The sequence below is a fragment of the Vallitalea maricola genome (genome assembly GCF_036985595.1).
GTDB lineage: Bacteria > Bacillota > Clostridia > Lachnospirales > Vallitaleaceae > Vallitalea > Vallitalea maricola.
Map to the genome: position 1 here is coordinate 148,380 of NZ_BTPU01000027.1, position 22,788 is coordinate 171,167.

The window sequence follows — 22,788 nt, forward strand, 5'->3', positions numbered from 1 at the left end:
ACTTAATCTCCTTCCACATAAGAATCAATAATCTCTAAGATTTGTTTTTTACAGAATCCCATATTTTTCATACGATTAGAAAAAGCGATAACAGTTTCTTTTGCTATGTCATTCCTTAGATTATTAATCATATCTTCATTATCAGTTACGTAAGAACCCATACCCCTCTTAGATATAATTAATTCTTCGCTTTCCAACTCTCTATAAGCTCTTTGAACAGTGTTAGGGTTTACTTTTAGATTTTTTGCTAATTCACGTACAGAAGGCATTTTTTCACCTTCTTTCAATTCTTTTTTTATTATTAATTCTTTTAGATAAGATAATATCTGGACATACACAGGGATATTATTATCAAATTCCATAAATGCTTGCCTCCTATTGCATACTGTATTAATACTATAATACAGTTCCGACCCATTGTCAAGTAAGATTATCTCTAATCTTACAAAAATGTAAGTTTATTATACTATTTGTAAGATGAATTTATTGTTAATACAGTTTATTTTGCTTATAATAGGTTTGTAATTATCAATAAACAATCTATTAAATAAAATTTCTTTTGTAATAAAGAAATATGGAGGATATATATTATGAAACAAATAATTAAAGTCAGTAATGTGACAAAAGTCTATGGTTCCAAATTAAATAAGACAACTGCACTTGTGGATATTAATTTTGATATTAATCAAGGTGAATTTGTTGGAATCATGGGTCCATCAGGTTCAGGTAAAAGTACACTTCTTAATGTTATATCAACAATTGATAGAACGACTAGTGGTACAATCAGCTATGAAGGCAAGGATATAGGTTCTTTGAAAGAAAATGAACTATCTGATTTTAGAAGAAATGAACTTGGTTTTATTTTCCAGGACTTTAACCTGCTGGATACACTAAGTGTTGAAGAAAACATAGTACTTCCACTAGCTATTTCTAGAATGAATGTAAAAGAAATCAAAAAAAGACTACAAGATGTTACTAAGATACTTGGCATCAATGACATACTAAAAAAATATCCATATGAGATATCAGGAGGACAAAAGCAAAGAACTGCTGCTGCAAGAGCTATAATCAATAATCCTAGGCTGGTTTTAGCGGATGAGCCAACAGGAGCATTGGATTCCAAGTCGTCAGCTGAACTACTTACATGTATGAAAAGGTTGAATAAGGAGTATAACAGTACAATTCTTATGGTAACTCATGATGCGTTTGCTGCAAGTTATTGTGACAGAATCTTATTTATAAAAGATGGTAATATCTTTTCTGAACTTATCAGTAATGGCGACAGAAAAGAATTTTATAATAAGGTTATTGATGTACTTGCAATGATGGGGGGAGACCTTAATGACGTACTATAGTATTATGTTCAACAACATGAAAAAAAGTTTTAAGAACTATTATATATATATTATGTCCACCGTATTTAGTGTTTTGATATTTTACCTGTTTTGTTCAATTAAATATAATACACAGATAATATCGGCTATCAATGCATCAGATAAGGTTACGACAGTGTTTTCTGCTACTAGTTATGTAGTATTAATATTTTCATTGATATTCATATGGTATTCAAATTCATTTTTTGTCAAAAAGCGAAAAAAAGAAATTGCCCTATATTCTTTGTTAGGTTTGAAGAAGAAAAAAATAGGCAGGATGCTGTTTGGAGAAAACATGATTATAGCAGTTATATCCTTAGTGATTGGTATTGCAGTGGGTACTTTGTTTTCGAAACTATTTGTTATGCTGCTTCTGAGAATGATGAACGAATTTATTTATGTTAGTTTCTCTTTTTCAATAGAGGCAGCCAGGGATACTGTTATATTTTTCTTTATAATATTTTTATTTGCATCTTTTCATAGCTATAGAATAATATACAAAGTCAAACTTATTGAATTGTTTACATCAGCTAGGAAAAGAGAAAAAGCATTTAAGACTAGACCAATTTTTGCACTAATTTCACTAGGTTTAGTAATTTATGGTTATTCGTTATCACAACATATGGTTAGTAGTATGTTTGTAATTAATGTTTTTCTTGTACTTGGTAGTGTTATTGCAGGTACATATGGTTTATTCTCTTATTTTCTTGTTTTTATGGTTAGAGTTCTTAAGAAGAGAAAGAAAACATTTTATAAGGGAAATAATATATTAGCAATATCTAATATAGCCTACAGGATTAAGAGTCATACAGTTACTTTTGCTACCATTGCAGTTCTAAGTGCATCAACAATTGCATCACTAGGTATGGTAGATAGTGTTTATTATGATTTTAAATCTAATGAAGCAGAGAATTATCCATATTCTTTTACTTATAATTATGTTGATGAAGAGCTGAATAATAAAGTACTGGATATAGTTAATAGTAATAAAACTAATGATTTGATAGGGAGTATTAAAATAGATAGAGCTAAAGTTAGTGTGAAGATCAATTATGATTTTGAGACACAGCTTAGTGAATGGAATTTAGGTGCAGTAAATACTTATTATATCATCTCTAATTCTGCTTTCAATAAGATGATGGAAATAAGAGGTATGGATAAAGGTGTAGAATTAAAAGATGATGAGTGTGTAATTAATTATTCAAGTCTTATGCTCTATGACATGAATAAGTTGAAAGATTATACAATGGATGTATTCACTGATAAGATACCTAAAAAAGTATTAACCATAAAAGAAGTTTATAAACAAGCTATGGTTAGAAACGGTTATGACCCAGAATATTTAGTTGTAAGTGATAAAGTCTATAATGAATATATTGGTGGTGGAGCAGAAACCAACAGCTTCTATGGTATAAATGTAACTAAACCTCTTCAAAGCAAGGAATTAGCAGATGAAATTGAAAAGGTAATTCCAGAAGAAACAAAATTTGAAACATATTATTATCATTTTAGAGATGCTAATGAAACATATGTAGTTCTACTATTTGCAGCATTCTTTATTGGTATTGTATTCTTGATATCTACAGGAAGTATAATATATTTTAAATTAATTACAGAAGCTAATGATGAAAAAGATAGATATACTATTCTTAAGAAGATAGGTGTTAGTAAAAAAGATATAACAAGGTCAATAAAGAAACAAATATTAATGATGTTCTTGTTACCTCTAATAGTTGGACTTTTCCATTCAGGATTTGCATTAAGTGCTTTTAATAAAGTATTGAACGCGCATATTTTAACACCTGTAATAATTACTATGGTAGGTTACACAGTGATTTACTTCATATATTATTATCTTACAGTTAATTATTATAAAAAGATTATATTAAAAAAATAATTATATAAGTAAAATTAAATAATCTATAGATATAACTTTAGTTAAGAAACCATGGTTAGCAATAATGTTAATTATGGTTTCAATACTGTACAAATTTATTTGAGTTAGTTTTTAATTGATTTTGTATCTATATCATGATATTCTATAAAATATTGCAAGAGTACATATAAAGTGTATTCAGCATATTAGGATAATTGAGATGACATATGAAATTGAATGAGGTGTTTTTATAGATGTTAAGTGTAGAAAAAGTCAACCATGATTTTGGTGGAAGAATTATACTAAGTGATGTTTCTTTTAGATTGAAAAAAGGTGAACATGTGGCTCTAGTTGGACCAAATGGAGAAGGTAAAAGTACATTTCTCAAGATAATAACCAACAAACTTATGCCAGATGAAGGTGTCATTAAATGGTCACCCAAAGCAAAAGTAGGTTACTTAGACCAACATGCAGAATTACAAGAAGGAAGTAGTATTAGAGAAGTTTTAAAAGATGCTTTTAAGGAAGATTTCCAGTTAGAAGAAAAAATGATACAGATTTATGATGAAATGGCTAATTTCACTGAAGAAGAAATGACTGCTAAATTAGAAGAGGCTGCGGATATACAAACAATACTTGATCATAGTGGATTTTATGTAATTGACTCAAAGATTGAAGAAGTAGCTAATGGTCTGGGATTGGGGGATATTGGTCTGGATAAAGATGTTAGCGAGCTAAGTGGTGGTCAACGTACGAAAGTATTATTAGTAAAGTTACTATTACAAAGACCGACTATCTTATTGCTGGACGAACCAACTAACTTTCTTGATGAAAATCATATTGAATGGTTAAAAAGATATCTTGAGGAGTATGAAAACAGTTTTATTCTTATCTCACATGATATTCCTTTTGTAAACAGTGTAGCATCGGTAATTTATCATATAGAGAATGGTGAATTCACAAGGTATACAGGGAATTATGATGATTTCATAAGGATGTATGAGATTAAGAAACGACAAGTGGAGCAAGCATTTGAAAAGCAACAAAAAGAAATTGATAAATTAGAAGATTTTATTGCAAGAAATAAAGCTAGAGTAGCTACAAGAGGTATGGCTAATAGCAGACAGAAAAAGTTAGATAAAATGGAAAAAGTTGAAAAGATTAGAGAAAAACCTATGCCAAAATTCAATTTTATGTATGGGAGAGCATCTGGTAAGACTATTTTTGAAACTAAGGATATGGTATTAGGTTATAATGAGCCATTGACAAGTCCTCTGAATATGATATTGGAAAGAGGTCAACGAGTTGCAATAAAAGGTGTCAATGGACTTGGAAAATCAACCTTACTAAAAACCTTATTGGGGATAATTAAACCTTATTCAGGCAAAGTCATATTGGGTGACTATCTTGAAATTGGTTATTTTGAACAAGAGTCTAATCCGGATAATGTAAATACTGCTATTGATGAAATATGGGAAGAATATCCAGTACTTACTAATTATGAAGTTAGACAGGCACTTGCAAGATGCGGACTTACCAATGAGCATATAACCAGTCAAATGAAAGTATTAAGTGGAGGAGAGGCGGCCAAAGTAAGACTTTGTAAATTGATGTTACGTGATATTAATGTACTTGTTTTAGATGAGCCTACTAATCACTTGGATGTTATAGCCAAAAATGAATTGAAGAAAGCTATTATAGAGTTCAAGGGTACTTTGATAATGGTATCCCATGAACCAGAGTTTTATAGGGATGTTATAAATGAGGTTTGGAACTTGGAAGACTGGACAACTAAGATTATATAATAAAAATGGTGAAAAACAACTTAAACTGCTACATCAAGTTGCAAATGTTCTGAGTGTAGTACAATACAGATAATAATAAATATCATGGTAAATAAATAGAATTCCTAATTTGAACTTAGATGTATAAAGTATTATCACAATATAATATTATAAATTACGACAATACTTAACTAAGGAAATGATACTGAATATTACAAGTATGTTGTGTTTTTATAAAGTAAAACTCATTATCTGAAAGGAGAATTTAATAATGATGAGGATGAACTTTAAGAAAAAATTACCTATAGAGACACCTCCCATAAGAGGATATCAATTTTTTGCATACCCATTATCAGTTATAAGTACTAATAAAAATTATTTACCTTGGCTATGTAATCATTATATTCAACTGTTCTGTAATCCTCAAGAAGTAAAAGTACATTTCTATGAACCATATAATAGGTATACGAATAATCCATGGTTTGATTATGAAGTCATATCAAAATCTTCTATTAAATCATTTAATATGAATCCAACTGATTTAATAATTAAATATATAAATAGAGGATATTATATAGTATCACTAGTAGACGAATATTATATACCAAAAAGAAGAGCTTATAAAAAAGTGCATATGAAACATGATATCTTTATATTTGGTTATGATATTAGTAATAAAAATTTTGATATCTTAGGCTATGATGAGAATGTAATTTACAATCATACATATGTTCCCTTTAAATGTTTTGAGAAATCATTCTTGAAATTAGATAGTACATCGTTAATTGCATTTAAATTAAATCCTAATTACAATTGTGAACTTGATATAGTCAGTATTGTTTCTCAATTAAATGATTACCTGAATTCGAATAATTCATCAAATAAATTAAAACCTTATGATGATACACAAAATTTTTCAGATCATGTTTTCGGATTAGATACATATAATCAAGTAATTCATTATTTTGAGCTTTTGTTAAATAAAGAAGTAGAATTGGATTTAATATCTTTGCATTTTATGTATGAACATAAAAAATGTATGCTTTTACGTCTTCAACTTCTTGCAGAAAAGGGTTATATAAATGACATTAATTATTATCTTAAAGCCTATGATGAAATCAAAAGAAAAATTATAATAGCAAGAAATTTACAATTAAAATATAAAATAACTAAAAACAACAATAGTCTAAAAAAAATAATCAGTATCTTGAAAGACATCTATCCAAAAGAAAAAAACATTGTTGAAGATATTTTAAATCAACTGCAAACAAAGAGTAAGTAATATAAGTTATGCTTTTGAAAAATATTTTTAACAATATAAAACTGACAACAAATAAAAGGTGACTATAAAGAAAATTGACTTTAGTGAATAAGGAAAAAGAATGATATTTACAAAAATATGCTGAAACTAATTGTAAAAAGTTTAGAAATTCGATATAATAGGTGGGGAAATTCTAAAAAATGGCTTCATTCGTCATTTTTAACAAAATATAGTTATTGACTCCTATTGTTAGTTGTCTTCGTTAGTAAAATCTCTATTTCTATTTGAAGAGTATGACAGTATGAGTTGGACATTCTATATAACATAATAATACGATTTGATAAGTATTATCATTATCGTTCATTCATTAAGGGAGGAAAAAGAGAATATGATGTACACTCATGAAGTGAAAAACATGTGTTGTGTTGCAAAAGGTCCTAATCATGGTCCAGCACCTATCCCTCAAGAAGGAAAATGGGTACAAGCAAAAGAAGTAAAAGACATTTCTGGTCTTACTCACGGTGTTGGTTGGTGTGCACCTCAACAAGGAGCATGTAAGCTTACATTAAACGTAAAAGATGGTATTATTCAAGAGGCTTTAGTAGAAACACTTGGATGTTCAGGAATGACTCATTCAGCTGCAATGGCTTCAGAAATTTTACCAGGAAAAACTATTTTAGAAGCATTAAATACAGATTTAGTATGTGATGCTATCAATACTGCAATGAGAGAACTATTTTTACAAATAGTTTATGGAAGAACTCAAACTGCTTTTTCAGAAGATGGACTTCCAGTTGGTGCAGGTCTTGAAGATTTAGGAAAAGGTCTTCGTTCACAAGTAGGTACTATGTATGGTACTCTTGATAAAGGTCCTCGTTACCTTGAAATGGCTGAAGGCTATGTTACTAAAATAGGTTTGGATGAAGATGATGAAATAATTGGTTATGAATTCATTCACTTCGGTAAAATGATGGATATGATTAAAACTGGTATGGACGCAGTAGAAGCAATGAAAAATGCAACAGGTACATATGGTAGATTTGCAGACGCTGTTAAAACAGTCGATCCAAGACACGAATAGGAGGTTAGTAATATGGCATTATTTGAAGGATACGATAGAAGAATTAAAGGCATAGAAAAGACTTTAAAAGAAAATGGCATTAGTTCTATTGAAGAAGCTAAACAAATATGTGATGAAAAAGGTATTGACGTATATGAAATTACTAAATCTATTCAACCTATTTGTTTTGAAAACGCATGTTGGGCTTACATTCTAGGTGCAGCAATTGCTATAAAAAGAGGAATAAAAGTTGCAGCAGATGCAGCAGAAGTTCTTGGTGAAGGCTTACAAGCTTTCTGTATTCCAGGTTCTGTTGCTGACCAAAGAAAAGTTGGTATCGGTCATGGTGGTTTAGGAGCTATGCTTCTTAGAGAAGAAACAAAATGTTTTGCTTTCTTAGCAGGCCACGAATCTTTCGCAGCTGCTGAAGGTGCTATCGGTATTGCACGTTCTGCAAACAAAGTTAGAAAACAACCTTTACAAGTAATCCTTAACGGACTTGGTAAAGATGCAGCTCATATTATTTCCAGAATCAATGGATTTACATATGTTAAGACTGAGTTTGACTATACTACTAGTGATTTAAAAGTAGTTAGTGAAAAAGCATATTCTAAAGGAGAAAGAGGAAAAGTTAGATGTTACGGTGCTGACGATGTACGTGAAGGTGTTGCAATCATGCACAAAGAAGGCGTAGACGTTTCTATCACTGGTAACTCAACTAACCCAACTCGTTTCCAACATCCAGTTGCTGGTACTTACAAAAAAGAATGTGTACAAACAGGTAAAAAATACTTCTCAGTAGCATCTGGTGGTGGAACAGGTAGAACTCTTCACCCAGATAATATGGCTGCTGGTCCAGCTTCTTATGGTATGACAGATACTATGGGTAGAATGCACTCTGACGCTCAATTTGCTGGTTCTTCATCTGTACCAGCCCATGTAGAAATGATGGGTCTTATTGGTATGGGTAATAACCCTATGGTTGGTGCTACAGTTGCAGTTGCCGTTGCAATACAAGAAGCTATGAATAAATAGTATTGTAAATAAATATTTATTAATCCCTGACTAAGATGTCAGGGATTTTTTATATTAGAGAAGTTTAAGTAATGCAATAAAAATTAGTATCTTTAATAACAAGGTTATAGATTTTATTTTTATATAGATTATTTTGTCGCAAAAAAAATTTTGATTTTCATTTGTTTTATGTTATACTATATATATGAGTAGGTCACATATCTACCCATATAGATAGTATAATGAAAATGATTTCTTAGTTTAAATCACTTTTTTCTATTATACATAGTTAATATATCTAATTCATATCTATCTGAATAGAATAAGTTTATTTCTTATTTTCGTATTGAATTATTTTTATAATAATTAACGTTAATTAATTGATATTAATATCATTAATTAAATTCAAAAAACTTGACCCGATTTTTAACATAATTGGTAAACTTTGGTTTATAGATTTATTTTTTGAACCCATAAATAAGTTTTTATAAAATCAATGACTATATATCTGAATATTCTAAAAGATTATTAGTTTTAATTCTATATCTTTAATTTAACAATAATTTAACTTTATGTTTATTTGCCTTTATTAATAGGCTTATACCATATATCTAATATTATTTTTTTTAAGGAGGAAAGTGAATGGATTGGAAAAAAAGTTTAATTACAACTGGAGAGGAATTAAAAGAATATATTCCTATGACTAGAGAAGAACAGATGCTATTTGAAGATATCACAAGAAAACACCCTTTTTGTACTACAAAGTATTATTTATCTTTGATTGATAGAGATGATTCTAATGATCCAATAAAGAAAATGCAGATACCTTCATTTGGCGAAAAAAGCGAAGAAGGAGTATTTGACACTAGTGGAGAATCTGAAAATACCAAAATGCAAGGATTGCAACATAAGTATAGGACAACAGCATTATTGTTAGCTACAAATTCATGTGCTATGTATTGTAGACATTGTTTCAGAAAAAGGCTGGTTGGACTTAGTAATCAAGAGGTTTTAAGTAATTTTGAACATGCAGTATCATACATTAAACAGCACAAAGAAATAAACAATATTTTAATTACTGGCGGAGATGCCTTTTTCTTGCCAACCAATATATTAAAAGTTTTTATGGAAACACTTTCAAAAGTTGAGCACATTGACTTTATCAGATTTGGTACACGTATTCCAGTAGTATTACCTCATAGAATTATTCAAGATGAGGAACTTATAAATGCACTAGAGCATTATTCAAAAATAAAACAAATATATGTAGTTACTCAATTTAATCATCCAAGAGAATTGACAGATACAGCAGTTGGAGGAATTAATAGATTGAAGAAAGCTGGTATCATAATTAATAATCAAACAGTCTTATTAAAAGGGGTTAATGATAACCCTACGGTATTAGCTAAATTAATGAATGATTTAGTAAAATACGGTGTTAACCCATATTATCTATTCCAGTGTAGACCTGTCAAAGGTGTAAAACATAGCTTCCAAGTTCCTCTTGCAAAAGGAATCAAGATTGTTGAAGATGCTAAAAAGAAATTAAGTGGCCATTCAAAGAGGTTTAAATTCATTATGTCACATAAAACTGGTAAGATAGAAATATTAGGAGAATTCAATAAACAGATACTCTTTAAATATCATCAATCTCCAATAGATTCAAGAATGGGAACAGTGTTCGGTGTTAAAGTAGGAGAGAAGCAGGGCTGGTTGAATGATGATATATGTCTAGATGAAGAAAATCTAAAGAAAATAGGGTAAATAGAATCTATTAGATTAGAATAATATTAATTTGTCCCTTATGTATTGAAATAAACCTATAGTAATGATATATTTAAAAAAGATAATCTGTTATATTGGATTATCTTTTCTTGTGAATAGAAAAGATACTAATACGTTTAGCCGTTTTCCATATTGAAAGAAGGGACATGTAATTATGTTTAAAGTTTTTATAGTTGAAGATGATACAACAATTGCAAATATCATATCTGATAATCTTAAGAAATGGGGATACGAGACAGCGGTTGCAAAAGAATTCTCGGATGTTTTCTCAGAATATGTTAGTTTTAAGCCTGACCTGGTTCTATTAGATATTGTATTACCGTTATATGACGGTTATTATTGGTGTTCAAAGATAAGACAAGAATCAAAAGTACCTATTATTTTTATATCATCAAAGGATTCTAATATGGATGTATTGATGGCTATCAATATGGGTGCAGATGATTATGTGACGAAACCTTTTTCTATGGAGATTCTTCTTGCTAAGATAAGTGCCCTTATTAGAAGAACATATTCTTATACCAATAAGGCAACTAATCTTATTGAACATAAAGGAGCAATACTTAATATTGATGATGGAACATTAGTGTATAATGATGAGAAAATTGATTTGACGAAAAATGAATACAGGATATTATATGTGTTAATGAGTAATAAGGACAGTATTGTTTCAAGAGACAAGATTATGAGAAATCTATGGGAGCATGAAAGTTTTGTAGATGATAATACTTTAACTGTCAACATTAATAGATTGAGAAAAAAATTGGATAACAAAGGTTTGGATAATTTTATTGCTACGAAAAAAGGACAGGGGTATATTATAGAATGAATATATTAAAATATTTGAGAGACAGAATTAGTCTTATATTATTTTATGTGGTAAATCTATTTGTTATTAATCTAATATTGATCTTGGATGAAAGCAACGCTGTAAATATTAATAATATTATATATATGGACATTTTATCATTATTCATAATTGGAGTTTACTTGGCTAGAGAATATAGAAAATATAATATTCTATATAAAGATATAGAGTATAAAATCAATCATCATCATTTTGAAGAGTTTGAGATAAGTGGTAATATGCATTATATTAAGATAATTTATTTTAAGTTGTTCAATGAGTTTTTTAGGAATGTTAATACTTCTAAGGAAATGTTGGATAAGGATAATGATGAGTATTATGATTTTATAACTTCTTGGGTTCATGCGGTTAAAATACCTATTGCTGCTAGTAGATTACTTATTGAGAGTAATGAAGAGAATACAAAAGATACCTTGGTCAGTATTGAGAATGAGATAGATAAGATTGAGAGATATGTTGAACAGACTTTGTATTATTCTAGAAGTATGAGTTTTTCTAAGGATTATCTGATTAGGGAATATAATCTGAATAAGCTGGTAAAACAGTCCATCAAGAAATTTGCTAAGACATTTATTGGTAAGAAGATTGCTTTGACAGTGGATATTGATGAGGATATCAGTATTTTTACAGATAAAAAATGGTTTGGATTCATATTAGAGCAATTACTTTCTAATGCGTTGAAGTATACGGATAAAAGCGATGGTAGGATTGATATTAGTACTTATGAAGATGATAGGGAATATAGATTGCTTATTAGGGATAATGGAGTAGGTATTAAGATTGAAGATCTTAGGAGAGTTTTTGAGAGAGGTTTTACTGGATTTAATGGTAGGTATTTTGAGAAGTCTACAGGAATGGGGTTGTATTTGGCTAGAAAATTAGCTGGGAAGTTGGGACATAAGATTACTATTGAGTCTAAGTCTAATGTTTATACTTTGGTTAGGATTCATGTTAGTAAGGTGGGGGAATATTTTTTGAGGTAAGGGATTACTTTTAGAAAATTAGTTAGTAAAATTTTGGTGAAATGATTTGGCTGGGGCAAGGTGTATATAGGTGGTTTANNTAAACCACCTATATACACCTTTGGTTAGTCAGAGTGAAAGATGAAAAATATATTAAGAGCTGATTTTCTTTTCGAATAGGTCTACTTTGACGGAGACATCCATGTATTTTTTTATAGTGGTGTATCCTGTTTTTTTGTAGAAAGCCCTTGACACATATTAGGAATATGATAAAATAGGAAGTAAATTATTAATATGAATATTAAATAAAGGCAATGATAGTGTATAAGTAGGTAGGTATTTTACTTTTAGAGAGAAAGTGTCGTTGGCTGAAAGCACTTTTAAGTTCTGATATCTGGTGAATTTCCCACTTGAGCTGTATTTCTGAACATGGATGATCTTTGATAGGATATAAGTAGGAGATAACGTTGAGCGCGTTACGTTAGTTGAGTGTCTAATTAGGCTTAGTGTAGTTTGCCTATTGAAATTAGGGTGGTACCACCGAAGTTTGCTCGGTCCCTTGTAGGGATGGAGTTTTTTTATTGCGTATTATAGTTTTACCTATTTTAATAAAAAGTTTGAAAGGAGTATATAGCATGAAAGAAAAGTTACAGGCTATAAAAGAAGAAGCTTTAAAAAGTATTAATGAAGCAGCAGACTTGAAAGTCCTTAATGACATTAGAGTTAACTTTTTAGGTAAAAAAGGAGAGTTAACAAGTGTTTTAAGAGGTATGAAAGATTTGACTAAGGAAGAAAGACCAGTTATTGGACAGTTGGCTAATGAGGTTAGGAATCTAATAGAGGAAAAATTAGAGGATGCTAAGGGTAGTTTAGCTAAGAAGCAAAGAGAGAAACAGTTAAAAGAAGAAGTTATTGATGTTACCATGCCAGCTAAGAAGGTTGTTATGGGTCGCAGACATCCAATGAATATTGTTCTTGATGATATCAAAGATATTTTTATAGGAATGGGCTATCAAATTGCTGAAGGTCCTGAAATTGAAAATGATTACTATAATTTTGAAGCGTTAAATATCCCAGATAATCATCCGGCAAAAGATGAACAAGATACTTTTTATATAACCAAAGATATCGTACTTAGAAGTCAAACATCTCCTGTTCAAGTGCGAACAATGGAGAAACAAAAGCCACCTATTAAAATTATTGCTCCTGGTAGAGTTTATCGTTCTGACGAAGTGGATGCTACTCACTCACCTGTATTTAATCAAATAGAAGGTTTAGTAATTGATAAAAACATTACTATGGCTGATTTGAAAGGTGCTTTAGCTGTATTTGCATCAGAACTTTATGGGGATGGTGTAAAGGTAAGATTTAGACCTCATCATTTTCAATTTACTGAGCCTAGTGCAGAAATGGATGTTTCCTGCTTTGCATGTGGTGGAAAAGGATGCAGAATATGTAAAGGTGAAGGCTGGATTGAAATTTTAGGCTGTGGTATGGTACATCCAAGAGTATTAGAAATGTCTGGAATTGATCCAAAAGAATACAGTGGTTTTGCTTTTGGAATGGGTATAGAGAGAATTGCTATGATGAGATATGGCATTAATGATATCCGTCTATTTTATGAAAATGATGTAAGATTCTTATCTCAATTCTAATTGGTTTTACAGTAGGACAAGGAATGTAAGAATATGAAGAACTAAAATGTATAGAAATTAAGTAAGAATTAATGTAATAGGAAAGTAATTCCATTGAATATTTATAAGGAAGGTGTAAAAACATGAATGTACCTATGCAGTGGTTGAAAGACTACGTTAATATAGACTGTGATATTAAAACTTTTATAGATAGTATGACAATGTCAGGCTCTAAGGTAGAAGGTTATGAAGAATTAGGAAAAGAAATTAGTAAGGTAGTAGTTGGGAAAATATTAAAGATTGAAAAGCATCCAGATGCTGATAAATTAGTTGTAACACAGGTTAATGTAGGTGAAGAAGAGCCTATACAGATTGTTACTGGAGCAAATAATATCAGTGAAGGAGATTATGTGCCAATAGCTCTTGTTGGTTCTACATTACCAGATGATATTAAGATTAAGAAAGGGAAATTAAGAGGAATCCCATCTAATGGTATGATGTGTTCTGTTGAGGAACTTGGTTTAATGAGAGAAGATTTCCCTGAAGCACCAGAGCATGGTATCTATATATTTGATAAAGAATATGAATTAGGCATGGATGTTAAGAGTATATTTGGATTGGATGATATTGTAGTAGAGTATGAAATTACATCTAACCGTCCTGACTGTTTCAGCATTGTAGGTATTGCTCGTGAAGCAGCAGCAACTTTCGGTAAAGATTTCAAATATCCTGAAATTAAAGTTGATGAAGTTGAAGGTAATGCCAATGATTATATTAAAATAGAAATAGAAGATGAAGATCTATGTGCTAGATTTGCAGGTAGAGTAGTTAAGAATCTTAAGATAGAGCCATCACCATGGTGGTTAAAAAAGAGATTATTATCATGTGGTGTTAGACCAATAAACAATATCGTTGATATAACTAATTTTGTTATGCTGGAATTTGGTCAGCCTATGCATGCATACGATTTAGATAAACTAGAAGGAAAGAAAGTTATTGCAAGAAGAGCTAAAGACAATGAAAAGATAATGACATTAGATGGTGAAGAAAGAGAATTAGATTCTTCCATGCTTGTAATAGCTGATGAAAACAAACCAGTGTCAATAGCTGGTATCATGGGCGGAGAAGATACTAAAGTAACAGAAGAAACTAATACATTACTTTTTGAAGCTGCTAACTTTGAAGGAACTAATGTACGTTTTACTTCTAAAAAGATAGGACTTCGTTCTGATTCATCTGCTAAGTATGAAAAATACTTAGACCCTAATAACATTGATGAAGCTATTAACAGAGCTTGTCAGTTAATTAATATGTTAGGTGCTGGGGAAGTAGTTTCTGGAATGGTTGATGTGTATCCAACTAAAAGAGTAGAAAAAGAAGTAGCTTTTACAGCAGAAGGTATTAATAAGTTATTGGGAACTGATTTATCTGAAGATGAAATGATTAAGATCTTTGAAAAAGTTGAGTTAAAGGTAGATAAAAATAAAGGTGTTGTTATAGTACCTACATTCAGACCAGATGTTGAAAGAGAGGCTGATTTGGCTGAAGAAGTTGCACGTTTCTATGGATATGATAATATTCCTGTAACACTAGCAACAGGAACTCCAACAGTTGGTAAGAAAAGTTATAAGCAAAAAATAGAAGATATAACTAGAGTTGTAATGGAGAACTGTGGTTTAAGTGAAGCTATGACTTATTCATTTGAAAGTCCAAAAGTGTTCGATAAGATTAGACTTGACAAGGATGATTCATTAAGAAAAACTGTAACTATATCCAATCCTCTTGGAGAAGATTTCAGTATTATGCGTACAACAACTGTAAATGGAATGCTTACTGCATTATCTACTAACTATAATAGAAGAAATGAAAGTGCAAGCTTATATGAGTTATCTTATATTTATCTTCCAAAAGATGAAGAAATAAAAGAACTTCCGGACGAAAGAATGCAGTTAACTATTGGAATGTACGGAGATATTGATTTCTACAATGTTAAAGGTGTGGTAGAAACATTACTTAATAGATTAGGAATCTACGAAGGTTATGAATACGATCCTAATGTATCCATTAATTACCTTCATCCAGGAAGACAGGCCAAAATAACAATCAATAATAAAGAATTAGGAATCATTGGAGAAGTACATCCAGAGGTTGCTGACAATTATAATATTGATACAAGAGCATATTTAGCTGTCATTGATATGCCAGTATTAGTTAAAAAATCTAATCTAGAACGTGCATATGAACCATTAGCTAAATATCCAGCTGTAAATAGAGACTTAGGTCTATTAGCTAAGAATGAAGTTTTAGTAGGGCAGATAGAAGCTATAATAAGACAACGTGGCGGCAAAATATTAAAAGACATCAAGTTATTTGACGTATATACAGGTTCCCAAATAGAAGAAGGATATAAATCCCTAGCATTCGCTCTTACTTTCAGAGCTAATGACCATACGTTAAAAGAAAAAGAAATAAGCAAGACAATGAGTAAGATACTTAACGGTCTTGAAAATACACTAGATGTCAAGCTAAGACAGTAAATTTATTAAATATAAAGTTGTCTCATTACATTTTAGATGTGAGAGGCAGCTTTTTCTATGTTATTTTAACTTTTACTTAGATAGCATCAACTAAAGTGTAAATACGGACCGAGTAGAGAGAGTATAGGGGAATATGAAGCAGTGAGCCAGGACGGCGAACTCAGCCCTTTTATCTGACAGCCCTACTGGACTGTCAGAAATAATAATTGACTCGATGTCCATTATTATTTGTAGAAACATGGACGTTTAACGGGCTGACGAAATATTCCCCTATACTCTCTCTACGACTGTTCGTTTACTCAATCTACCTATTTGTACAATATGCCTAGAATACTTATAAATTTATTTGTATATATATTTAATTTTACTCTTGTAATATTACGTAGAATCATGTATAATTATGCTAAGTTTTTAATAAATATACATTATTGCGTGTATATATTGAATATTAAATAAATTAAAGTGAAAGGGTGGACATAAAATGAAAAAGAAAATTATAAGCATTAGTTTATTATTAATATTAGCATTATCAATGACATTATTTGCAGGATGTGGTAAGAAAGATACAAAAACTACATCAGATGATACATATAATAATGTTGATGCTGACAAAGGTGATAAAGAAGAGGGAAATACAGAGGATAAAGACGCAAGTAAAGAAGATGACAAAAAAGTTATAGTTATGGGTACGAATGCAGAGTTCCCTGCATTTGAATATATTGAAGCAAACGAAGTAGTTGGTTTTGATGTAGACATATCCAAGAAGATTGCTGAAAAATTAGGATTAGAACTTAAAGTTGAGAATATGCAATTTGCTTCATTAACAGCAGCATTGCAAACAGGAAAAGTTGATTTTGTTGCTGCAGGTATGACAAATACACCAGAAAGAGCTGAAGAGGTTAATTTCTCAGAAGATTATTTTACAGCTTCACAAGTAATTATCGTTAAGAAGGACAGTGACACAGTTAAATCAAAAGAAGATCTAGTTGGTAAAAAGATAGGTGTTCAATTAGGTACAACTGGTGAAATAGAATCTAAAGAAATCGAGGGTGCGACTGTTGAATCTTATGATGCAGGATATTCAGCTGTTATGAGTCTGGTTAATGGTAAATTAGATGCAGTAGTAATTGACCAAAAACCTGCTGAAAAATTTGTTGAGCAAAATGATAAGATCATGATTCTTGATGAAGAATTAACTAAAGAGAATTATGCAATTGCTGTAAATAAAGAAAACGAAGAATTATTGAAAACAATAAATGAAGTAATTAAAGAAATACAGAAAAATGGCGAATATGACGCCTTATATGAAAAATATTTCGGTGAAGAAGAGTAAAAAATTATTATGCAAGTTAGATAAAGAGAGCTAGCCTTTCTTTATTATAACAATTATATCCTTTCAACCTTACTTTCAAATATATTTGAGAGTATGAGTTTAGTAGTTATTACTACTTACCCAAATAGGAAAGTGGACTTCCCATCTACTTTCCTAACTCCTTGTATATGGGTTGAAAATGATAGGATGTTTTTCTTGATTAGATAAGAATAAGTTAAGGGATTGCAAAATTATAACTAAATATGCAAAGAATTTTATGAATATACATTGGTATGGATAGTTTGATTTTGCAATTTCTTAAGAAAAAATAAGAATGTAGGTGATCAGGTGAATTTTTCATTAATTTATATGTCAGAGATAACTAACTACTTTGAACACTTTTTTAAAATAGTTTTCGGACCTGAAAAGGGAGCAGGAAGTTATCCAAGATATTTGTATTGGTTAAATGGTATTAAATTTTCATTGGAGGTTACTCTTTTAGCTGCACTTATAGGTATAGCAATTGGTATATGTATTGCTATGTGTAAGCTATCAAAACATAAGATTGTTAGAGCTCTTGCTTCTATATATACAGATCTAATTAGAGGAACTCCTGTACTTATACAAATTTTATTTATTTACCTAGTTGTTTTTTCAGCTAGTGATTTACCGAAGCTGGTTATTGGGGCAATAGCCTTTGGTATTAATAGTGGAGCTTATGTTGCAGAGATTATTAGAGCTGGTATACAAGGGCTGGATAGAGGACAGATGGAAGCGGCTCGTTCATTAGGTATGCCATATGGGATGGCTATGAGACATATAATTATTCCCCAGGCAATAAGAAATATTTTACCAACATTAGTAAATGAGTTTATTGTGCTTTTAAAAGAGACATCTGTTATAGGATATATTGCAGGTAATGATATTTTAAAAGCTACTAATACTATTATAAGTCAAACTTACTCGCCTGTTGAACCATTAATTACTTCAGCAGTCATTTATCTAATATTAACATCAATATTTACATTTATTATGAGAAAAATCGAAAGGAGGTTAAGAGCTGGTGATATACGTTAATGATTTACATAAAAAATTTGGTGAATTACATGTATTGAAAGGTATTAACACCCATATTAAGAAAGGTGAAGTGGTAGTAGTTATTGGACCTAGTGGTTCAGGTAAAAGTACTTTCTTAAGATGTCTTAATCTACTGGAAGTTCCTACTGAAGGTAGTATCATATTTGAGGATGTTGATATTACAAGTAAAAGAAATAATATTAATGTTCAGAGACAGAAGATGGGAATGGTTTTTCAGCAGTTCAATCTTTTCCCTCATATGACTGTTCTTGATAATATAACTCTTTCACCTATAAAAGTTAAAAAGATACCTAAAGGGGATGCAGAGAAAAAAGCTATGGCTTTATTGGCTCGTGTAGGATTAGAAGATAAAGCGGATGCTTATCCAAAACAATTATCTGGAGGTCAAAAGCAAAGGATTGCTATTGTTAGGGCATTGGCAATGGAACCTGATGTTATGCTGTTTGATGAACCTACATCAGCTCTTGATCCTGAGATGGTAGGAGAAGTATTGGATGTTATGAAGCAATTGGCTTCTGAAGGCATGACTATGGTTGTAGTTACTCATGAAATGGGATTTGCTAGAGAAGTGGGTACAAGATTGTTTTTTATGGACGAAGGGATTATAGCAGAAGAAGGTAATCCAAGAGAAATTTTTGATAAGCCTAAGAATGAAAGGACTAAAGAATTTTTTAGTAAAGTTCTATAGGATGGTATTAAGTTATTTATTATGATTGTGTTTTATATGATTGATATGTAATAAGAGAAATATAATAGATAATGGATATTTTTTACTATATAAGCAAATTTATGTAGATTTTTGTTTGTTGGCACCTTATAATATAATAGGGTGCTTTTTAATTAGAAGTAAATTATGTTGTATTTGATTTTGAGTGTTTTGCAAGTAGGTCAGAAAAAGTTTTTTGTTCTGACGTGGCTTTGCAAAATAGTATATGTATATGTTGCGCCAGCTACTTGCTCGTCCTGAGATCAATAAATAAGAATGGACATCGAGTCCATTATTATTTCTGACAGTCCAGTAGGGCTGTCAGATTAAAAGCTGGGTTCGGCGTCCTGCCTCACTACTCCACATATACATATACTATTTTGCCTTTACGTTATCTTCAATTATAATTACAAAAAACTTATTCTTCTATAGTGGCAGTATTATTACAGGCTATTGGTGAAATATATTGAGTTTATTAATTCATTAAAATGATGGGTATCAATCTAATTAAGGGGGATTATATGAAAAAAGTATTTGTGTGGTGTAATATCATAATTATAACAATAACGCTGCTATGTAGTTCTAGTAATATATATGCAGAGGATAATAGTATACAAGAATTGAGAGTTGGATTAAGACAATTATATGAGGAGAAAGAGTTTATTACAGTTAATAATAAAGTTTTGAATATGGGGTATGTTGTGCAGGATGAATATATATCTGAACAGGTATTCATGTCAAATGATGGTTTCGTATTCAGAGCTGCTACTTCTGACTACTTAATATCCATAAATAGTTTTGATACATATGATAAGGCTAATGAGAGTGTTAAGTCTTTGAAGGGTCAGGGTTATAAAGCTTATGCTGGGAATGCTTCAAAAGGTATATGGAAGATATATATTGAGGCACAAAATAGTGATGAAGCTAGGATTTTATTATCCAAGTTGAATGGAAAAGATGGATTAACTTATGAAAAAGTAGCTGATAATGGTTGCAGGACAATCATGGAGTTATCAGCAGGTGAATGTCTTGTTATGGAAAATACATATCAATATCCTCAGTTTTCATCTATGAGTAATGATGAGGATACTAATTATATTGATTTGGGAGATAGACAATACAGAGGTAGATTAGAATTCGGGAGATATGATGAATCTGGTATTACAGCAATTAATATAGTTCCTATGAATTATTATCTATATAGTGTGTTAGCATCGGAAATGTCACCATCCTGGCCTATAGAAGCTTTAAAAGCTCAAGCTCTTGCAGCAAGGAATTATGCTGTTTATTATATGCAGAAAGACAGCAAATATCCTAATAAGCCATATGTAGTGTGTGATAAAACCAATTCTCAAGCATATAAAGGATGTTCGGTAGAACACCCAAATACTATAATAGCTGTTAATGAGACAGCAAATAAGTTGATTTATTATCAAGGTGATGTTATTCAGGCAACTTTCTTTTCGACAAGTGGTGGACATACTGAAAATAGTGAAAATGTATGGAATGGTACAGTGCCATTCATGAAAGGGGTACCTGATATCTATGAAATGCAGCCAGCTAAGAAGCCATGGATAGTAGAACTTACTTCTGAAGAAATAAAGCAAAGATTGGCGAATTATAATATTGATATAGGAGATATTACAGATGTTATTCCTATGGGTTATACAGACAGTAAGCGGGTTATTGACCTTAAGATAGTAGGAACACAGGGTGAACATATAATTAATAAAGAAACTATTAGAATATGGTTAGGGTTATACAGTAGAAAATTTACGCTGGTAAAAGAAGACTATTCCAATAAAAAAATGTTTAATGTTATGGCAGCAGGTTCATTTGTAAAAGTTAAAAATATTAACAACGTGTATGTTGCTACTGGTTCTAATAGCAGCAGAAAGTTATCTGTCAATGATGAACAATTGATTATCGTTAGTGGACATAATATTGATAATATTCCAACCATATCAGGTAAAAAAGATACATATATATTTGTGGGACAAGGCTATGGGCATGGAGTTGGAATGAGCCAATCAGGAGCTAAAGGTATGGCATTAGAAGGTTTTACATATGATGAAATTCTAAAATACTATTATAAAGGTGTAGATATTAAGTAATAATTAGTAGTATAATAGGAAAGGATTTTATTATCATTGATAATGTTAGATAAATATATTTAAAAGGAATAGGAGACATTAATGAAACGTAAAGATTTTGATTTTAATTTACCAGAGGAATTAATTGCACAGGATCCTTTGAAGGACAGGTCAAGTTCAAGGATGTTAGTTCTTAATAAAGAAACAGGAGAAACTAAGCATAAAATATTTAAGGATATTATAGATTATTTAGATAAAGGTGATTGCTTAGTATTGAATAATACAAGGGTAATTCCAGCAAGACTTATTGGAAGTAGAGAGAAAACTCATGGGAAAGTTGAGTTCTTATTATTAAAAAGACTAGAAAATGATAATTGGGAAGTAATGGTAAAACCAGGTAGGAAAGCAAAACATGGAGATAGAATAGAATTTGGTAATGGTCTATTGAAGGCAGAAGTCTTAGAAGTTGTTGAGGGTGGAAATAGAATAGTTAGGTTTGAATATGAAGGTATATTTGAACAAGTATTAGATGAACTTGGACAAATGCCTCTACCACCTTATATAACACATCAATTGGAAGATAAAGAAAGATATCAAACTGTTTATGCAAAACATAGAGGATCTGCGGCAGCGCCAACGGCAGGATTACATTTTACTCCTGATCTATTGAAGGCAGTCGAAGATAAAGGAATAAAGATTGCTTATGTAACACTCCATGTAGGACTTGGAACTTTTAGACCAGTAAAAGTTGATGATATATTAGAGCATACAATGCATTCTGAATATTATTGGATTGAAGAGGAAGAAGCAGATAAAATCAATGAAACCAAGAAGAATGGTGGAAGAGTCATCGCAGTTGGGACAACCAGTAGTCGTACTTTGGAATCTGTTGCTGACGATAACGGTTATGTTAAGGCATCAAAAGGATGGACAGACATTTTCATTTATCCAGGCTATAAATTCAAAGTGGTAGATGCTTTAATAACTAACTTCCATTTGCCAGAATCAACATTAATTATGTTAGTTTCAGCTCTAGCAGGAAGAGAAAATGTATTAAATGCATATAAAATTGCTGTAGATGAAAGATATAGATTCTTTAGTTTTGGAGATGCGATGCTTATTAAATAACAAAAATAGTAAGTAATAACTTTTGTTCAGAAATATAATAGATAAAAGCATGCAAAGCAACAACAAGACAGGGTTACTGATGTTTGCAGTAAGTCTGTTTTTTATAACTAAAAACCGAAACTTTATTATAGCTGTTTTATATTGGAAAGAATAAGAATATAATATAGAAAAATTGTTAATAAACTGTTAATTTCATAAATAATTTAGTAAATAATATAGACTAATAACTGTAAATGTGTTAAGTTAATAAGATAGTAAGGATAATAGTAACTAAGCAGATAGTTGTTTGTTTTTATA

17 protein-coding genes and 1 other annotated feature are annotated in these 22,788 nt (G+C 30.7%); of the genes, 16 read left to right on the forward strand and 1 reads right to left on the reverse strand.

Annotated features, from left to right (window positions below):
* Positions 1-2 precede the first annotated feature (2 nt).
* Positions 3-362 (reverse strand): GntR family transcriptional regulator, encoded by a 360-nt coding sequence (locus AACQ14_RS09350; RefSeq protein ID WP_339363318.1) that lies wholly within the window; start codon positions 360-362, stop codon positions 3-5.
* Positions 363-590: 228 nt separating this feature from the next.
* Here AACQ14_RS09350 and AACQ14_RS09355 point away from each other — a divergent pair, with 228 nt between their 5' ends.
* The 16 genes from AACQ14_RS09355 (at position 591) to queA (ending at position 22,491) form a co-directional block, all read left to right on the forward strand.
* Entirely contained in the window at positions 591-1,355 is a 765-nt protein-coding gene (locus tag AACQ14_RS09355) for an ABC transporter ATP-binding protein (protein WP_339363319.1), read from the forward strand.
* Complete coding sequence (locus tag AACQ14_RS09360) at positions 1,342-3,270, forward strand: ABC transporter permease (RefSeq protein WP_339363320.1); 1,929 nt, start codon at positions 1,342-1,344, stop codon at positions 3,268-3,270. The genes AACQ14_RS09355 and AACQ14_RS09360 overlap by 14 nt, the downstream gene beginning before the upstream one ends.
* A gap of 233 nt (positions 3,271-3,503) precedes the next feature.
* The gene (locus AACQ14_RS09365; RefSeq protein ID WP_339363321.1) at positions 3,504-5,054 is read left to right on the forward strand and encodes an ABC-F family ATP-binding cassette domain-containing protein; all 1,551 of its coding nucleotides are present in this window, start codon (positions 3,504-3,506) and stop codon (positions 5,052-5,054) included.
* 250 nt (positions 5,055-5,304) lie between these two features.
* A complete protein-coding gene (locus tag AACQ14_RS09370) occupies positions 5,305-6,315 on the forward strand; it encodes a hypothetical protein (RefSeq protein ID WP_339363322.1) in 1,011 nt (336 codons plus the stop codon).
* A 367-nt stretch (positions 6,316-6,682) separates the two neighbouring features.
* The gene (locus AACQ14_RS09375) at positions 6,683-7,375 is read left to right on the forward strand and encodes an iron-sulfur cluster assembly scaffold protein (protein WP_113676141.1); all 693 of its coding nucleotides are present in this window, start codon (positions 6,683-6,685) and stop codon (positions 7,373-7,375) included.
* 12 nt (positions 7,376-7,387) lie between these two features.
* Positions 7,388-8,389 (forward strand): GGGtGRT protein, encoded by a 1,002-nt coding sequence (locus tag AACQ14_RS09380; protein ID WP_339363323.1) that lies wholly within the window; start codon positions 7,388-7,390, stop codon positions 8,387-8,389.
* Positions 8,390-9,010: 621 nt separating this feature from the next.
* A complete protein-coding gene (locus AACQ14_RS09385) occupies positions 9,011-10,132 on the forward strand; it encodes a KamA family radical SAM protein (protein WP_339363324.1) in 1,122 nt (373 codons plus the stop codon).
* Positions 10,133-10,307: 175 nt separating this feature from the next.
* Complete coding sequence (locus AACQ14_RS09390; protein WP_113676138.1) at positions 10,308-10,982, forward strand: response regulator transcription factor; 675 nt, start codon at positions 10,308-10,310, stop codon at positions 10,980-10,982.
* Positions 10,979-12,004, forward strand: a complete 1,026-nt coding sequence (locus AACQ14_RS09395; protein ID WP_339363325.1) for a sensor histidine kinase — start codon at positions 10,979-10,981, stop codon at positions 12,002-12,004. The genes AACQ14_RS09390 and AACQ14_RS09395 overlap by 4 nt, the downstream gene beginning before the upstream one ends.
* 284 nt (positions 12,005-12,288) lie before the next feature.
* Positions 12,289-12,546 (forward strand) — a binding site (T-box leader).
* A 72-nt stretch (positions 12,547-12,618) separates the two neighbouring features.
* A complete protein-coding gene (gene pheS, locus AACQ14_RS09400; protein ID WP_339363326.1) occupies positions 12,619-13,638 on the forward strand; it encodes a phenylalanine--tRNA ligase subunit alpha in 1,020 nt (339 codons plus the stop codon).
* Positions 13,639-13,760: 122 nt separating this feature from the next.
* The gene (gene pheT / locus AACQ14_RS09405) at positions 13,761-16,154 is read left to right on the forward strand and encodes a phenylalanine--tRNA ligase subunit beta (RefSeq protein ID WP_339363327.1); all 2,394 of its coding nucleotides are present in this window, start codon (positions 13,761-13,763) and stop codon (positions 16,152-16,154) included.
* A gap of 481 nt (positions 16,155-16,635) precedes the next feature.
* The gene (locus AACQ14_RS09410) at positions 16,636-17,487 is read left to right on the forward strand and encodes a basic amino acid ABC transporter substrate-binding protein (protein ID WP_339363328.1); all 852 of its coding nucleotides are present in this window, start codon (positions 16,636-16,638) and stop codon (positions 17,485-17,487) included.
* A gap of 348 nt (positions 17,488-17,835) precedes the next feature.
* The gene (locus AACQ14_RS09415) at positions 17,836-18,543 is read left to right on the forward strand and encodes an amino acid ABC transporter permease (protein WP_339363330.1); all 708 of its coding nucleotides are present in this window, start codon (positions 17,836-17,838) and stop codon (positions 18,541-18,543) included.
* Positions 18,530-19,252: an amino acid ABC transporter ATP-binding protein gene (locus tag AACQ14_RS09420; RefSeq protein WP_423247991.1), complete on the forward strand. Its 723-nt coding sequence runs from the start codon at positions 18,530-18,532 to the stop codon at positions 19,250-19,252. The genes AACQ14_RS09415 and AACQ14_RS09420 overlap by 14 nt, the downstream gene beginning before the upstream one ends.
* A 539-nt stretch (positions 19,253-19,791) precedes the next feature.
* Positions 19,792-21,384, forward strand: coding sequence for a SpoIID/LytB domain-containing protein (locus tag AACQ14_RS09425; protein WP_339363331.1), 1,593 nt, complete (start codon positions 19,792-19,794; stop codon positions 21,382-21,384).
* Between the two features lie 81 nt (positions 21,385-21,465).
* A complete protein-coding gene (gene queA / locus AACQ14_RS09430; RefSeq protein WP_339363332.1) occupies positions 21,466-22,491 on the forward strand; it encodes a tRNA preQ1(34) S-adenosylmethionine ribosyltransferase-isomerase QueA in 1,026 nt (341 codons plus the stop codon).
* Positions 22,492-22,788 lie beyond the last annotated feature (297 nt).

Coding starts and splice junctions, on each gene's coding strand:
- AACQ14_RS09350 (WP_339363318.1), bottom strand. CDS start 362: ATGGAATTTGATAATAATATCCCTGTGTATGTCCAGATATTATCTTAT.
- AACQ14_RS09355 (WP_339363319.1), top strand. CDS start 591: ATGAAACAAATAATTAAAGTCAGTAATGTGACAAAAGTCTATGGTTCC.
- AACQ14_RS09360 (WP_339363320.1), top strand. CDS start 1,342: ATGACGTACTATAGTATTATGTTCAACAACATGAAAAAAAGTTTTAAG.
- AACQ14_RS09365 (WP_339363321.1), top strand. CDS start 3,504: ATGTTAAGTGTAGAAAAAGTCAACCATGATTTTGGTGGAAGAATTATA.
- AACQ14_RS09370 (WP_339363322.1), top strand. CDS start 5,305: ATGATGAGGATGAACTTTAAGAAAAAATTACCTATAGAGACACCTCCC.
- AACQ14_RS09375 (WP_113676141.1), top strand. CDS start 6,683: ATGATGTACACTCATGAAGTGAAAAACATGTGTTGTGTTGCAAAAGGT.
- AACQ14_RS09380 (WP_339363323.1), top strand. CDS start 7,388: ATGGCATTATTTGAAGGATACGATAGAAGAATTAAAGGCATAGAAAAG.
- AACQ14_RS09385 (WP_339363324.1), top strand. CDS start 9,011: ATGGATTGGAAAAAAAGTTTAATTACAACTGGAGAGGAATTAAAAGAA.
- AACQ14_RS09390 (WP_113676138.1), top strand. CDS start 10,308: ATGTTTAAAGTTTTTATAGTTGAAGATGATACAACAATTGCAAATATC.
- AACQ14_RS09395 (WP_339363325.1), top strand. CDS start 10,979: ATGAATATATTAAAATATTTGAGAGACAGAATTAGTCTTATATTATTT.
- pheS (WP_339363326.1), top strand. CDS start 12,619: ATGAAAGAAAAGTTACAGGCTATAAAAGAAGAAGCTTTAAAAAGTATT.
- pheT (WP_339363327.1), top strand. CDS start 13,761: ATGAATGTACCTATGCAGTGGTTGAAAGACTACGTTAATATAGACTGT.
- AACQ14_RS09410 (WP_339363328.1), top strand. CDS start 16,636: ATGAAAAAGAAAATTATAAGCATTAGTTTATTATTAATATTAGCATTA.
- AACQ14_RS09415 (WP_339363330.1), top strand. CDS start 17,836: ATGTCAGAGATAACTAACTACTTTGAACACTTTTTTAAAATAGTTTTC.
- AACQ14_RS09425 (WP_339363331.1), top strand. CDS start 19,792: ATGAAAAAAGTATTTGTGTGGTGTAATATCATAATTATAACAATAACG.
- queA (WP_339363332.1), top strand. CDS start 21,466: ATGAAACGTAAAGATTTTGATTTTAATTTACCAGAGGAATTAATTGCA.